Origin of the sequence: Mycobacterium sp. DL99, from assembly GCF_004762045.1 — a bacterium.
In the GTDB taxonomy this organism is placed as follows: Bacteria; Actinomycetota; Actinomycetes; order Mycobacteriales; family Mycobacteriaceae; genus Mycobacterium.
In genome coordinates, this window is sequence record NZ_SJOM01000007.1 from 3,079,493 (window position 1) to 3,094,300 (window position 14,808).

Consider the following 14,808-nt stretch of genomic DNA (forward strand, 5'->3'; position numbering starts at 1 on the left):
GTGTCGGTGGGGCGCCATAGACTGGCATCCCTATGAGCGGTTCATCTTCGGGGTCCTTCGTACACCTGCACAACCACACCGAGTACTCGATGCTGGACGGCGCCGCGAAGATCACTCCGATGCTGGCCGAGGCACAGCGTCTGGGCATGCCGGCGATCGGCATGACCGACCACGGCAACATGTTCGGCGCCAGCGAGTTCTATAACTCGGCGACCAAGGTCGGCATCAAGCCGATCATCGGTATCGAGGCGTACATCGCGCCCGCCTCGCGGTTCGAGACCAAGCGCGTCCAGTGGGGTGACCCGAGCCAGAAGAGCGACGACGTCTCGGGTAGCGGCGCCTACACGCACATGACGATGGTCGCGGAAACCGCGACCGGTCTGCGCAACCTGTTCAAGCTGTCATCGTTGGCTTCGTTCGAAGGTCAGCTCGGTAAGTGGTCGCGCATGGACGCCGAGATCATCGCCGAACACGCCGAGGGCATCATCGCGACCACCGGTTGCCCGTCGGGCGAGGTGCAGACCCGGTTGCGGCTCGGCCACCGCCAGGAGGCCCTGGAGGCGGCCGCCAAATGGCGCGAGATCTTTGGCCCCGAGAACTTCTTCCTCGAGCTCATGGACCACGGCCTCGACATCGAGCGCCGGGTCCGGGAGGGCCTGCTGGAGATCGGGCAGAAGCTCAACATCCCGCCGCTGGCGACGAACGACTGCCACTACGTGACGCGCGAGGCCTCGCAGAATCACGAGGCCCTGCTGTGCATCCAGACCGGCAAGACCCTGTCGGATCCGAACCGGTTCAAGTTCGACGGCGACGGCTACTTCCTCAAATCGGCCGAGGAGATGCGCGCACTGTGGGACTCCCAGGTGCCGGGCGCGTGCGATTCCACGGTGCTGATCGGCGAGCGGGTGCAGTCCTATGCCGACGTCTGGACGCCCACCGACCGCATGCCGGTGTTCCCGGTCCCAGACGGCCATGACCAGGGTTCCTGGCTGGCTCACGAGGTGCAGGCCGGGTTGGAGGAGCGCAGGTTTCGTGGCGCGGCCGTGCCCACCGAGTACACCGACCGTGCGGCCTACGAGATCAAGGTCATCTGCGAGAAGGGTTTTCCGTCCTACTTCCTGATCGTGGCCGACCTGATCAACTACGCCCGGTCGGTCGGGATCCGGGTGGGGCCCGGCCGTGGATCGGCCGCCGGATCATTGGTGGCCTACGCGCTGGGCATCACCAACATCGACCCCATCCCGCACGGTCTGCTGTTCGAGCGCTTCCTCAACCCGGAACGTCCGTCGGCCCCCGATATCGACATCGACTTCGACGACCGCCGCCGCGGCGAGATGCTGCGATACGCGGCCAACAAGTGGGGCAGCGACCGGGTGGCCCAGGTCATCACCTTCGGTACCATCAAAACCAAAGCGGCGCTGAAGGATTCGGCCCGCGTGCATTACGGCCAGCCGGGTTTCGCGATCGCAGACCGGATCACCAAGGCGCTGCCGCCGCCCATCATGGCCAAGGACATCCCGGTGTCGGGGATCACCGATCCCAACCACGAGCGGTACAAGGAAGCTGCCGAGGTCCGCGCCCTGATCGACACCGATCCGGATGTGCGGACCATTTTCGAGACAGCGCGTGGCCTCGAAGGTCTGGTGCGCAACGCGGGTGTGCACGCCTGTGCGGTGATCATGAGCTCCGAGCCGCTCATCGACGCGATCCCGCTGTGGCGGCGGCCCCAGGACGGCGCGGTCATCACCGGCTGGGACTATCCGTCGTGTGAGGCCATCGGCCTGCTGAAGATGGACTTCCTGGGCCTGCGGAACCTGACGATCATCGGTGACTGCCTGGAGAACATCCAGGCGAACCGGGGGATCGACCTGGATCTGGACACGCTGCCCTTCGATGATCCGGCCGCCTACGAGCTCCTCGGCCGCGGCGACACGCTGGGCGTGTTCCAGCTCGACGGCAGCGCGATGCGTGACCTGCTGCGCCGCATGCAGCCCACCGGCTTCAACGACATCGTGGCGGTGCTCGCGCTGTACCGTCCCGGTCCGATGGGCATGAACGCCCACAACGATTACGCCGATCGCAAGAACGGCCGTCAGGCGATCAAGCCCATCCACCCCGAGCTCGAGGAACCGCTCAAAGAGATCCTCGCCGAGACCTACGGCCTGATCGTCTACCAAGAGCAGATCATGTTCATCGCGCAGAAGGTCGCCTCCTACACCATGGGTAAGGCCGACGCGCTCCGTAAGGCCATGGGTAAGAAGAAGCTTGAGGTGCTCGAGGCCGAGTACAAGGGCTTCAAGGAAGGCATGACCGCGAACGGGTTCTCCGAAGCCGCGGTGAAAGCCCTGTGGGACACCATCCTTCCGTTCGCCGGGTACGCGTTCAACAAGTCCCACGCGGCCGGCTACGGCCTGGTGTCCTACTGGACGGCCTACCTCAAGGCGAACTATCCCGCCGAGTACATGGCCGGTCTGCTGACCTCGGTCGGTGACGACAAGGACAAGGCGGCGGTCTACCTCGCCGACTGCCGGCGGCTCGGTATCACCGTCCTGCCGCCCGACGTCAACGAGTCGGTGCAGAACTTCGCCTCGGTCGGGAATGACATCCGGTTCGGGCTCGGCGCGATCCGCAACGTCGGCGCGAATGTCGTTGCGTCGCTGATCAGTACCCGCACCGAGAAGGGCAAGTACACCGACTTCTCCGATTACCTCAACAAGATCGACATCGCCGCCTGCAACAAGAAGGTCACCGAATCGCTGGTGAAGGCAGGCGCGTTCGATTCGCTCGGCCACCCCCGCAAGGGGCTGTTCCTGGTGCACACCGACGCCGTCGATTCGGTGCTCGGCACCAAGAAGGCCGAGGCGATGGGCCAGTTCGACCTGTTCGGCGGGGCGGATGACGGCGGCGGCACGGACGCGGTGTTCACGATCAAGGTGCCAGAGGAGGAGTGGGAGGACAAGCACAAGCTCGCACTCGAACGCGAGATGCTGGGGCTGTACGTGTCCGGCCATCCGCTCAACGGGGTCGCCCACCTGCTGGCCAATCAGGTCGACACGCAGATCCCGGCAATTCTCGACGGCGATGTCGCCAACGATGCGCAGGTGGTGGTCGGCGGTATCCTGGCCTCGGTCAACCGTCGCGTGAACAAGAACGGCTTGCCTTGGGCCTCGGCCCAATTGGAAGACCTCACCGGTGGTATCGAGGTGCTGTTCTTCCCGCAGACCTACTCGCTGTTCGGTCACGAGATCGCCGACGACGTGGTGGTACTGGTCAAGGCGAAAGTGGCGGCGCGCGATGACCGGATCTCGCTGATCGCCCACGAACTTGTCGTGCCTGACTTCAGCAGCGCCCAGGCCGACCGGCCGCTGGCGGTGAGCCTGCCCACCCGCCAGTGCACGATCGACAAGGTGACTGCGCTCAAGCAGGTGCTGGCCAATCATCCCGGCACCTCCCAGGTGCATCTGCGGCTGATCAGTGGTGAGCGGATCACCACGCTGGAACTGGATCAGTCGCTGCGGGTGACACCGTCCTCGGCATTGATGGGTGATCTCAAGGCGTTGCTCGGTCCCGGTTGTCTGGGGTAGCAGCCAGGTCGATCTTCACGATCGCGCTGTCGGGCCACAGCGCGCGATCTCGCGCCCTCCGTAGCTTCTCCCGCAACGGCAGGTCGCGGTGCACGTTGGTGACGCCAGGGATCTTCAGCAGCGGCACGATGTTCCATTGCCATCCGTATCGCCGGTGCAGGGCGCAGTTGGCCCGTTGGGCGTCCTCGTCGCCCAGGACGGTGGCCCGGCCGCTCAGCCAGGTGCTCCCGGTGACTCGTCCCTTGTAGTCGCAGACCACCAGTTCGACGTCGGGTCGGGCGCTGAGTCTGCGGGTTTTCGGGCCGATCTTGGTGCGGAACAAGGCCGTTGGGCCGTCGAGCACGAACCAGATCGGGGTGTCGACGGCTGTGCCGTCGCGGCGGAAGCTGCGCAGCAGTGCGTAGTGGGAGCGGCTGAGAGCTTGGAGTGTGGTGTCGGTATGCGGCATGTAGTCAGTCAACGACTTAGAGTTGACTCTAAGTCAAGCTGGAGTGAGGAGGTCAGATGGGCGTGACCCTGACCATCGGGGATGTCACGCAGCGGACCGGGGTGGCTCAGACCGCGCTGCGCTACTACGAGCAGGTCGGGCTGCTGCCTGCGCCGGAGCGCGTGGGCGGGCAGCGCCGCTATCAGGAGTCGGTCCTGACGCGGCTGGAAGTGATCAGGTTGTGCAAGACCGCCGGGTTCTCGTTGACCGAGATCGGGCTGCTGCTCAAGGACGACACTCCGGGCCGGCCGGTGGCTCGTGAACTGGCGCAGACCAAACTCGCCGAGATCGATGCGCAGATGGAGGCGCTGGCCCGGGCTCGGGCTGTCATCGAGTGGGGTATGCGGTGCAAGTGTCCGTCAATCGAGTTGTGTACGTGCGGGATTCATCACCAGCTTCCGGCCTGACGCAAGAGCGGCAGTAGCCGGTCGGCAAGCATGTGCGGGTGCGGATCGAGCGAGCCTATCCGCAGAACCAGGTGTCGTGCCCCGGCGTCGACATAGCCGGCGAGCCACGCCGCGCATTCCTGGGCGGATCCACCGCAGATCGCCTGAAACGAGCTGAGCACATCCAGCGGCTGGCGATAGTAGGTCCGGGTGTAGGTGTCGAGCGTGTCGTGGGCGCGCCCGCGGTCGTCGTCGATGCACACCGTGGCGTACAGCGCGGGCGTGACGGGGCGCGGCGTCAGCTCGCTGATTCGCGCCCAGGCCCGCGCGTAGGCGCCGGCATCGGGAAGGTAGGGCAACCATCCGTCGTAGCCTTCGGCGACCCGGGCGATGACCCGGTCCGAGTCGCCGCCGGCCAACCACAGGGGCGGGCCGCCCGGGCGCGCGGGCGGAAGTGCACTATCGAGGCCATCGATCTGCCAGTACCGGCCGCTGAATCGGCTCTCGCCGGCCCATGCCTGCCGCCACAGTTCGGCGGCCTCGTCCAGGCGGCGCGCCCGATCGCTGAACGGCATTGCCAGCGCATCGAATTCACGCCGGCTTTCCGGTAGGGGAGATCCGGAACCCAGTCCGAGGATCAGCCGGCCGCCCGAGAGTTGGTCGACCGTGGCGGCCTGCGCCGAGGTCAGCAGCGGCGGGCGCAACGGACCGATCAGCGCTGCGGTACCGAGGGTGACGCGAGAGGTGCGGGCACTCACCGCCGCGAGCAGCGTCAGCGGATCAACCCGGGTGCGGGCCAGCACGGAATCCCCGGTCCATGCCGAGTCGAATCCCGATTCCTCTGCGATTCGGGCGAATTCGATCAGCCCGTGCGCGTCATGGCGCCCCGTCATCGCGGTTTCCCGGCTTGGCAGCATGATGCCGATGGACAGCGACATGCGTCAACGATGACGCCACGTGCCGGTTCGGTCGACTACCTGACGGGTAATGGCGACGGCCGGTCAGAACCGGTACCGCAGGATGCGCGCCTTGCGGGCTGTCGCCTTGCTGAGGCCGGAGGCCCGGGTCGCGATCCGCAGTGCACCGGGAAAGCGATCGACCTCCGGTTGGTGGGCCAGGCTGGACTCCTCGACGAGTTGCATTCGCGGGCTCCAGGTTTCGGGATGGTGGGCATCTTTGAAACCTGGGTAGCCCCACTGACTTCCGACGTCTTTGAACATCTTGGCCGGGAAGAACTTGAGCGCCGCCCGACTCATCCAGCCGATCCGGCCGTAGTCGTTGAACGCGAGTTCCCCGGATTCGAAGTGTTCGGTGATTCTCCGGAAGATGCCGGCGATCACCGGTTCGCTGAGGAACGCGAACAGTCCGTCGGCCACCAACATGGTGGGTCGATCGGAGGGAATCGGGTCGGTCCAGTCCCGGTCGGCCAACGATGCGGCGACCGTATGTGCCTGGGGGAGAGGCGGCAGCACACGGTCCCGTAGCTGGCTGATCCCCGGCAGGTCCACGTTGTACCAGTCGACCGTGGCCGGCGGCGAAACGCGGTGCACTCCGCTGTCGAGACCGCCGCCGAGATCGACCACGACGGCATCGGGATGGCTGGTCACGAACGCACGCACCCGGTCGTCGAGCATCTTGGCCCGTAGCGCCGACTGACACACCACGCTGGTCTGCACCCCCAGACCGGCGAAGTCGTAATCGAGTTGGCCGACGGACTCATCGGCCATGGTGTCGCCGAGGATCGGGCGGGTCCACCGGCTGTCGAGTGCCCTGGCGTACAGCGTCAGGAAAGCGGTTTCCTCTACCGGTGTGAGGCCCGTCGTCGCAATATGCACAAACCCGACCGTACACCCGATGTGCGGCTGAACAGTTGGGCGAAAACGTTTACCGCCCTTGCGATCACAGGTTGGCGCATCGGTTGCACCGGGTGCGTGGGTGCGCGGCGGGCTCGCGGCAGCCTACGGTGGAACCATGCGTAGCAGGCATGTGAGCGTCTGGATCGACGTCGCTCCCGACGCGGCGTACTCGTACGCCGCGGATCCGCGGCAGCTGGCCACGTGGGCGGCGGGACTGGCCGAGGGTGGGTTGCGCCTCGGTCCGCGAGGATGGGTGGCGGATTCCCCGATGGGCGAGGTCACCGTCGAATTCACGGCGACGAACGCGCTGGGCGTGCTCGATCATGTGGTGCGTCTGCCCTCGGGTGAGGCCGTCTACAACCCGATGCGGGTCGTCCCGGCCGGGGTCGACGGCACGTCGTGCGAAGTCGTGTTCACGATTCGGCAGCGACCGGGGATGACTGATGAACAGTTCGAGGCGGATGTTGCCGCGGTGGCGGCGGATCTAGAGACCCTGCGGAGACTGCTGGAGGGTCACTGATCGGACGGGGAGATGCGCCCCAACCCCAGCCACACCACGATGGTGACCGCGGCCGCGGAGAGTACGGCGGGTGCCGCACTCATCGTGGCCACGCCGACGACCACCAGCACCAGGGCGCCGATCGCCAGGGCGATCAGCTTGTAGGTCGGCCAGGGCACCCCGGCGATGTCGACCTGGTGATCGGCCCGGGAGGTGACGCTACGAAAGTTCCCGGCGGTGGTCATATGTTGACGATAGCTCGCAACAATGATTTCGGCTAGCCGAAACCTTGGATCAGGCGTGTCGTTTTACGACTGCTCAGCAGTGTGCTTCCATCCGGTACTGAACCTCGGCGGGTTTGGTCGGGCGGTCGGCGAAGGAGCCGTGTGCTGTGCCGCTGAGGTGGAATGCGGAGCCCTCGATGCTGGCGTGGGTGTCCGACGCCTCGGCCAGTGCACTCCCGGTGAAGCCGGTCAGGTCCCGGAGTCGCATGACCTTGGGCTCGACAGTGGCTCCGGTCTGGATGATCGCGGTGAACCCGGGTGTTTGCGGCTGCGTTTCGATGGTCCACAACCAGGACACCTGCGTGCACTGCACCTTGTAGGACGTCGGCATCTCGCGGTTGTCGATGAAGACCCGCGCGGTATTGGCATCGGCAGGGCTGCCGGCGGGCGCCGCACAGGCAGACGCGGCCAGCGCGACCACTATCGCGGTGGGCGCTGCCGCCCACGGCATTCGCTGCCGAGTGTGCCGCATGAAGGTTGTTTTCCCAGTTCGGGGTCTGTTCAACCATATGTCGTGAATCTCGGTGGTTTGGCGGCGTGCGCACCCGGATATCGGCGTGTGCGCCTACCCAGCTGCAGTGAAACCGCTGGCCAGTGGCACCATTGAACGGTGACTGCCGATTTGAGCAAAGGCTCCCGAGTGTCCCCGCTGGCCGCGCCGCTGAACGCGGCCGACATCGACGAGGCCGCCAAGCGAATTTCCGGGGTGGTCACCCGCAGTCCGCTGCAGTTCAACGAGCGCCTTTCGGAAGCTACCGGGGCCAACGTCTACCTCAAACGCGAGGACCTGCAGGCGGTGCGTTCCTACAAGGTGCGCGGGGCCTTCAACCTGATGGCCCAGCTCTCGCCCGAGGAGCTGGCCGCCGGCGTCGTGTGTTCGTCGGCCGGTAACCACGCCCAGGGCTTCGCGATGGCGTGCCGGTCGATGCGCACCCATGGTCGCGTCTATGTACCGGCCAAGACCCCCAAGCAGAAGCGGGACCGGATCCGATACCACGGCCGCGAGTTCATCGAGCTCATCGCGGGAGGGTCGACGTACGACCTGGCGGCTGCCGCGGCGCTGGAGGATGTCGCGCGTACCGGGGCCACCCTTGTGCCTCCCTATGACGATGTGCGCACGATGGCCGGCCAGGGCACCATCGCCGCCGAGCTGCTCGAGCAGCTCGACCAGGAGCCCGACCTGGTGATCGTCCCGGTCGGTGGCGGCGGCTGCATCGCCGGTATCACCACATATCTCGCCGAGCGTGCCTCGAACACGTCGGTACTCGGTGTCGAGCCCGCGGGCGCGGCATCGATGATCGCCGCGCTGGCTGCCGGCGAACCGGTGACCCTCGAGCACGTTGATCAGTTCGTCGATGGTGCGGCGGTGGCACGGGCCGGAGCGATGCCCTATGCCGCATTGGCCGCCGCCGGTGACATGGTCGCCCTCACCACGGTCGACGAGGGCGCCGTCTGTACCGCGATGCTCGACCTGTACCAGAACGACGGAATCATCGCCGAGCCCGCCGGAGCGCTGTCGGTGACCGCATTGCTGGAGGCCGACATCGAGCCGGGCTCTACCGTGGTCTGCCTGATCTCCGGTGGCAACAACGACGTCTCCCGCTACAACGAGGTGGTCGAACGGTCACTGGTGCACCTGGGTCTCAAGCACTACTTCCTGGTCGACTTCCCGCAGGAACCGGGGGCGTTGCGCCGCTTCCTCGATGAGGTTCTCGGGCCGGGTGATGACATCACCCTGTTCGAGTACGTCAAGCGCAACAACCGGGAGACCGGCGAGGCCTTGTGCGGCGTCGAGTTGAGCGCGGCGACGGATCTGGAAGGTCTGCTGGTCCGGATGCAGGATTCCGACATCCACGTCGAGCTGTTGGAGCCGGGGTCACCGACATACCGGTATCTGACCTGAGGCTCAGGCTTCGATCCCGGTGGCCTCGAATCCGGCACTGATGGTGTTGACCTTCTCGTCCGGAACGATGGCGCTTGCCCCGCACGCGCTGTGGTCGATGGTGGTCGCGGTCATCGTGGCGTTCGGTGCGCCGCTCGGCTGACCGACCAGACAACGAGTGCACCGGCCGCGAACGCAGCGCCGAGGATGCTGGAGCCGGTCCACCCCGCAACCGAGTACACCGCGGTCGTGGCGGTCGCCCCGAGGGCCGAGCCGAGTGAATAGAAGAACATGTACCCCCCGATCACGCTGCTGGTGCGATGCGGGTGGGCCGTCGTGAGCAGGTGCTGATTGCTCACGTGCACCGCTTGCACGGCGAAATCGAGCGTGATCACCCCCAGCACGACCAGTACCAGCGACCATGATGCGTGCCCGATCGCCAGCCACGACACGACCAGGAGTGCGAGTGCCCCGCCGGTGACGGCGCTCGCGAGTCCGGAGTCGGCCCAGCGCCCTGCCCGGGCCGCGCCGAGCGCGCCGGCAAGGCCGGCGATTCCGAAGAGGCCGATCTGTGCCGTGCTCAGATGCCACGGAGCCGCGGTGAGCGGCAGCGCCAGGCCGCTCCACAGCGTCCCGAAGGACGCGAACAGAAAGAACGCGATCAGCCCGCGCGAGACGAAAAGGCGTTCGCGGAACAGTCGGGCCAACGACGTCAGTACGTCGCGGTAAACGACCTGTTCGCGCCGTGGGTCGGGCGGCAGGAGTTTCGGGACCAGGCCTGCCAGCACAACCAGCAGGACCGCCAGCCCGACATAGACACTGCGCCACCCCCACACGGCGGCGAGGGCACCGGCCGCGACGCGTGAACCGAGGATGCCGACGACGACTCCGGAGGTCACCATGCCGAGGGTGCGGCCGCGGTCCTCGGCCGCGGACAGGGCCGCAGCGTAGGCGACGGTGGTCTGGACTACGACCGCGAACAGTCCGGCGAGCGCCAAACCGGCCAGCAGCAGCCAGGTTTGGGGGGCCGCAGCTGCCACTGCCACCCCGATCGCGGCCAGCAGAAGGTGTCCGCTGATGAGCCGACGACGGTCGACGATGTCGCCGAATGGGACGAGAACCACCAGCCCGACCAGATAACCGAGTTGCCCGGACGTGACGATCCGGCCCAGATCGGCCTCCGGCACGCCAAGGTCGCGGCCGATCCCGGCGAGGACGGGCTGCGCCGCGTAGATCGTCGCGACGGCCACCGCACACACGGTGGCGAAGAACATTCGCAGGCCGAGAGTCAGTTCCATGCATACTCCTCAGATTGGTTGCATATTGCAACTAATCGAAGGTTACGGCAGAATGGTTTCAATCAGCAACTCTTCAGGGGGAGTGATGGCCGACTCGGTGCCGCACAGCGACGACGTGACCTGGACTGATCCCACCTGCCCTGTCGCGCGCACTCTCGACCTGGTTGGGGATCGCTGGAGTCTGCTGATCGTCCGCGACGCCATGGATGGAGCCCGGGCGTTCACCGACTTTCAGCAGCGCACCGGGATCGCGCGCAATATCCTCACCGACCGGCTGCGCCGGCTCGTCGAGCGCGGCATCCTCGATCGGGAGGTGGCCGCATCGGGCCGCCGGCAGGTGTACACGCTCACCCAGGCCGGTCGTGACCTCTTCACCGTCGTGGTGGCGCTGCGCCAGTGGGGTGAGCGGCACGCGTTCGAGGCTGACGAGGCTCGCTCGGTACTCGTCGACGAGCGGGGTCTCGCACTCGCGGAATTGCGTCCCACGAACTCGCGTGGCGCCCCGGTGGATCCGGACAGCGCGTCCGTGCGAAAGGACTACTGAACGCGCTCGGTGCGCAGGATTGCGAACGAGTGAGCGGCCAATGTCGTAGCGAAGGAGCCGATGTCGGGTCCTTCCCAGGCGGCGACCAGTTCTCCTGTCACCGGCACGGAAACCGGGTCGGAGCCGAGGTTGCAGGCGATCGACAGGGTGCCACGGTGCAGCACGATCCAACGCTGCTGCTCGTCGAAGTCGATCGACATGTGATCCAGCCACGGATCGGCGAGGTCGGGCTCGGTGCGCCGCAACGCGATCAGCTCCCGATAGGTCCTGTGCAGCCGATCGTGATCTCCGTCGGAGACCTCGTTCCAGTTCAGTTTGGACCGCAGGAATGTCTCCGGGTCCTGCGGATCCGGGATCTCGTCGGCATCCCAGCCGTGCTCGGCGAACTCGGCCTTGCGGCCCTCGGCGGTGGCGCGGGCCAGTTCCGGCTCGGGATGCGAACTGAAGAACTGGAACGGTGAGGAGGATCCCCACTCCTCGCCCATGAAAAGCATTGCCGTATAGGGTGATCCGAGCGCAAGCGCGGCCTTGACGGCCAGCTGGCCGAATGTCAGGAGCTGCGATGGCCGGTCGCCGACGGCACGGTTGCCTACCTGGTCGTGGGTAAGGGTGTAAGCCAGCAGCCGAGTACCCGGAATGGTGGCGGTGTCCAACGCGCGACCGTGCCTACGATGGCGGAAGGATGAATAGGTGCCGGCGTGGAAGTATCCATGCTTGAGCGTCTGTGCCAAGGTGGCCAGCGATCCGAAATCGGCGTAGTAGCCCTGCCGTTCACCCGATACCGCGGTGTGGATCGCATGGTGGACGTCGTCGTCCCACTGTGCGGTCAGGCCGTAGCCACCGCGGTCGCGCGGGGTGATCAGCCGGGGGTCGTTCAGGTCGCTCTCGGCGATCAACGAGAGAGGACGGCCGAGTTCTTCGGCCAGGGCGTCGGTCTCGGCCGCCAGTTCCTCGAGCATATGGATCGCGGTGGTGTCGACCAGCGCATGCACCGCATCCAGACGCAGACCGTCAGCGTGGAAGTCGCGCATCCAGCGCAGCGCACAGTCGATGACGTAGGTGCGAACCTCGTCGGCGTCGGCGTCGGACAGGTTGATCGAACTGCCCCACGGATTGCGGCCGGCCGACAGATACGGACCGAACCGCGGCAGGTAGTTGCCCGACGGGCCGAGGTGGTTGAACACCGCGTCGATCAGCACGCCGAGTCCACGCGCGTGGCTGGCGTCGATCAGTCGGATGAGGCCGTCCGGTCCGCCGTAGGGTTCGTGCACCGCGTACCAGAGCACCCCGTCATAACCCCAGCCGTGGGGGCCGTTGAAGGCATTGACCGGCATCAACTCCACGAAATCGACACCGAGATCCACCAGATGATCGAGTTTCTCGATGGCTGCATCGAATGTGCCTGCGGGAGTGAAGGTCCCGGTGTGAAGCTCGTAGATCACCCCGCCGCAGATGGACCGGCCCGCCCACCCGGCGTCGGTCCAGGCGTCCGGTGCGGGCCGCCACAGCTGCGAGCGTTCATGCACGCCGTCGGGTTGACGTGCTGAGCGGGGATCCGGCAGTACCGCCGGATCGTCGTCGAGAACGAACCCGTACCGGGCATCGGCGGGGCAGCTGACCTCGGCGTGCCACCAGCCGTCGGCGGCGCGCGTCATCTCGTGCAGCGCTCCGTCCACGTCGACCCGCACGCGGTCGGGCTTCGGCGCCCACACGGTGAATTCAGTCATCCGTGCTCTCCAGCAAGGCCACCGGCGAATCGGCGAGCAGGTCGGTCAGCGGCACCAGGCCGGTCCACTGCCGGCCACTGAGCCGATCCAGCCACCGGCCGTCGGGCAACGGCAATGCCGTGTCGGCCCAGCCGGTTTCGGCCAGTCCCACGGTCCACCGGCACGCGGCCACCACGACATCCTGACCGCGCAGAAACGACACCAGGTGTGCTGCGGCGGTACCGACGGCAGGCAGCGGCGTGTAGCCGCCGGCCAGGAAGGTCGCGGGCCGCGCCCGGCGCAGGGTCAACGCAGCCGTGGTCACCCGCAGCTTGTCATCGCCCCCGCGCTCCAACGCATCGTGCAGTGCCGCATAGTCGACGGGGCGCCGGTTGTCCGGATCGACCAGACTGTCCTCGGTCGTTTCGGTGCCCTGGTAGACGTCGGGAATGCCGGGCGCAGTCAATTGGATGAGTTTCTGGCCCAGCCTGTCATTTCGGGCGTGTGCGTCGAGTCGACCCACCAGCGCCGTCAATTCGGCCGCCACCGGCCCCTCGAGTACCCGGTCCAGCCAACCGTGCACCTCGTTCTCGAAGTCCACGCACGGGTCATGCCAGGAGGTTCGGGTGGCAGCTTCCCGGGTCGCCTTCTCGGCGTAGGCGTGCAACCGGGCACGGAACTCGTCGGTGACGACGCCGTCCACCGGCCAGACGCCGAAGATGTTCTGCCACAGGAACAGTGCGGTGCCCCGGTCCGGGGGAGTGGACGCGGCGGTCCACCGCTCGACCGAATCCGCCCATGTCGCCGGCACCTGGGACAGCAGCCCGATGCGGGCACGGACGTCTTCTCCCCGTTTGGTGTCATGGGTCGACAACGTCGTCATCGTCCTCGGCCAGGCGCGCATCCGCGTCGTCGTCCGCTGGTGGAACTCGGCGGTGGACACCCCGAACAACTCCGGTGCACCGCCGACCTCGTTGAGCAATACCAGTCGGGCGTCGCGGTAGAACAGGCAGTCTTCGACGGCCTTGGCCGTCGCCGCCCCACACAGTTGGTTGAACCGGGACACCACCTCGGCGCTGGTGGACAGTGCCGTCGCGATGGTCGACAGCGTATCGGTGAGTTCCGGTGCGGCCCAAGATGTCTCCTGCAGCGCGACCGGAAGGATCGCGCCGAGCGCCGGATAGTCACTGCGGTACACGCCGATCCTGCTGATCAGGGTGGCCACCGCTGCCCGCAGCTGGGGATCCTGCCGGGTGGTCACCGGCGTGATCGCTCGGCACAGTCGACCCAATTCGCTGGCCAGGGTGTCGGTGACCGCCGCGGTCTTGAGCGTGCGTTCGGCGTCGCGGTTCGGCCGCCCGCTCACCGCGGCGAGTGCGGTCTCCCCGGTCGGGGCGATGAACAGTCCACCGACCTCGCGCAGCGCGTCATACCCGGTGGTGCCGTCGACGGGCAGTGACGCATCGAGGCTCTCGTCGGCGGCCAGGATCTTCTCGACCACGATCCAGGCTTCGGGACCGGTGAGTTCGCGCAACCACCGCAGATAGCCTGCGGGGTCGGATAATCCGTCCGGATGGTCGATGCGCAGGCCGTCCACCAGGCCCTCGTCGAACCAGCGCTTGATCTCCACGTGGCTCGCGTCGAAGACGGCACGGTCCTCCTGGCGCAACGCCGCCAGGGAGGTGATCGAGAAGAAGCGACGGTAACCGCAGATCCCGGTGCGCCATCCGGTCAGCCGGTAGTGCTGGCGGTCGTGGACCTCGCTGCCGGTGCCCACGCCGGTTCCCGGCGCCACCGGGAACACGAGATCACCCAGTCGCAGCACTTCGCCGTCGACCGCAAGGTCGGCGACATCGTCGTCGGAACCCAGGACCGGCAATACGATTCGTCCGCCGTCGATATCCCAGTCGATGTCGAAGTAGTCGGCATAGGCGGAGCCGCGGCCATACCGCAGCAGATCCCACCACCAATGGTTCTGCTCGGGGTGGGCCACGCCGACGTGGTTGGGCACGATGTCCACGATCAGGCCCATGCCGCGGGCACGGGCGGCCTCGGACAGCCGTCGCAGTCCGTCCGGGCCGCCGAGAGCGGCCGATACCGTGGTGGGATCGGTGACGTCGTATCCGTGTGTGGATCCGTGAGCGGCGGTCAGGATCGGCGACAGATACAGATGCGAGACGCCCAGCCGGTCGAGATAGTCCAGCAGCTTCACCGCATCATCGAATGTGCAACAGTCCCCGCGCATCTGGAGCCGATACGTGGACAGGACCGGGCCCGGCATA

At 66.6% G+C, this 14,808-nt stretch carries 13 protein-coding genes; 5 read left to right on the top strand and 8 right to left on the bottom strand.

The genetic code is table 11. From position 1 onward, the window contains the following. The first annotated feature begins 32 nt into the window (after positions 1-32). Positions 33-3,584, top strand: coding sequence for a DNA polymerase III subunit alpha (dnaE, locus tag EYZ64_RS15290; protein ID WP_135454418.1), 3,552 nt, complete (start codon positions 33-35; stop codon positions 3,582-3,584). On the opposite strand, the gene EYZ64_RS15295 is transcribed toward dnaE, so the two are convergent. Beyond that, the gene (locus tag EYZ64_RS15295; protein WP_135460027.1) at positions 3,550-4,032 is read right to left on the bottom strand and encodes a PPOX class F420-dependent oxidoreductase; all 483 of its coding nucleotides are present in this window, start codon (positions 4,030-4,032) and stop codon (positions 3,550-3,552) included. The genes dnaE and EYZ64_RS15295 overlap by 35 nt on opposite strands. Positions 4,033-4,088: 56 nt before the next feature. Between EYZ64_RS15295 and EYZ64_RS15300 the strand changes: the two genes are divergently transcribed. Next, entirely contained in the window at positions 4,089-4,478 is a 390-nt protein-coding gene (locus EYZ64_RS15300) for a MerR family transcriptional regulator (protein WP_135454420.1), read from the top strand. On the opposite strand, the gene EYZ64_RS15305 is transcribed toward EYZ64_RS15300, so the two are convergent. Then, positions 4,460-5,395: an LLM class flavin-dependent oxidoreductase gene (locus tag EYZ64_RS15305; protein WP_135454422.1), complete on the bottom strand. Its 936-nt coding sequence runs from the start codon at positions 5,393-5,395 to the stop codon at positions 4,460-4,462. The two genes, EYZ64_RS15300 and EYZ64_RS15305, sit on opposite strands and share 19 nt — an antisense overlap. 63 nt (positions 5,396-5,458) lie before the next feature. After that, entirely contained in the window at positions 5,459-6,292 is an 834-nt protein-coding gene (locus tag EYZ64_RS15310; protein ID WP_135454424.1) for a class I SAM-dependent methyltransferase, read from the bottom strand. A gap of 136 nt (positions 6,293-6,428) precedes the next feature. Here EYZ64_RS15310 and EYZ64_RS15315 point away from each other — a divergent pair, with 136 nt between their 5' ends. Further along, positions 6,429-6,833: an SRPBCC family protein gene (locus EYZ64_RS15315; RefSeq protein ID WP_135454426.1), complete on the top strand. Its 405-nt coding sequence runs from the start codon at positions 6,429-6,431 to the stop codon at positions 6,831-6,833. Here the strand turns inward: EYZ64_RS15315 and EYZ64_RS15320 are convergent. Both EYZ64_RS15320 and EYZ64_RS15325 read right to left on the bottom strand, forming a co-directional pair. Continuing rightward, positions 6,827-7,057, bottom strand: coding sequence for a hypothetical protein (locus EYZ64_RS15320; protein WP_135454428.1), 231 nt, complete (start codon positions 7,055-7,057; stop codon positions 6,827-6,829). The two genes, EYZ64_RS15315 and EYZ64_RS15320, sit on opposite strands and share 7 nt — an antisense overlap. A gap of 73 nt (positions 7,058-7,130) precedes the next feature. Next, positions 7,131-7,568 carry a lipoprotein LpqH gene (locus EYZ64_RS15325; protein WP_286174941.1) on the bottom strand — a complete coding sequence of 146 codons (438 nt, stop codon included), beginning with the start codon at positions 7,566-7,568 and terminating at the stop codon, positions 7,131-7,133. A gap of 150 nt (positions 7,569-7,718) precedes the next feature. Between EYZ64_RS15325 and ilvA the strand changes: the two genes are divergently transcribed. Beyond that, positions 7,719-8,999, top strand: a complete 1,281-nt coding sequence (ilvA, locus tag EYZ64_RS15330; RefSeq protein WP_502703014.1) for a threonine ammonia-lyase IlvA — start codon at positions 7,719-7,721, stop codon at positions 8,997-8,999. 110 nt (positions 9,000-9,109) lie between these two features. Here ilvA and EYZ64_RS15335 read toward each other — a convergent pair whose 3' ends face one another. Then, positions 9,110-10,276 (bottom strand): MFS transporter, encoded by a 1,167-nt coding sequence (locus tag EYZ64_RS15335; protein WP_135454432.1) that lies wholly within the window; start codon positions 10,274-10,276, stop codon positions 9,110-9,112. 52 nt (positions 10,277-10,328) lie between these two features. Here EYZ64_RS15335 and EYZ64_RS15340 point away from each other — a divergent pair, with 52 nt between their 5' ends. Then, entirely contained in the window at positions 10,329-10,820 is a 492-nt protein-coding gene (locus tag EYZ64_RS15340) for a winged helix-turn-helix transcriptional regulator (RefSeq protein ID WP_450069191.1), read from the top strand. Here EYZ64_RS15340 and treZ read toward each other — a convergent pair. Next, positions 10,814-12,547 carry a malto-oligosyltrehalose trehalohydrolase gene (gene treZ, locus EYZ64_RS15345; RefSeq protein ID WP_135454434.1) on the bottom strand — a complete coding sequence of 578 codons (1,734 nt, stop codon included), beginning with the start codon at positions 12,545-12,547 and terminating at the stop codon, positions 10,814-10,816. The genes EYZ64_RS15340 and treZ overlap by 7 nt on opposite strands. Beyond that, positions 12,540-14,807 (bottom strand): malto-oligosyltrehalose synthase, encoded by a 2,268-nt coding sequence (treY, locus tag EYZ64_RS15350; protein ID WP_135454436.1) that lies wholly within the window; start codon positions 14,805-14,807, stop codon positions 12,540-12,542. Before treY ends, treZ begins: the two co-directional genes overlap by 8 nt. Between the last annotated feature and the right edge of the window lies 1 nt (position 14,808).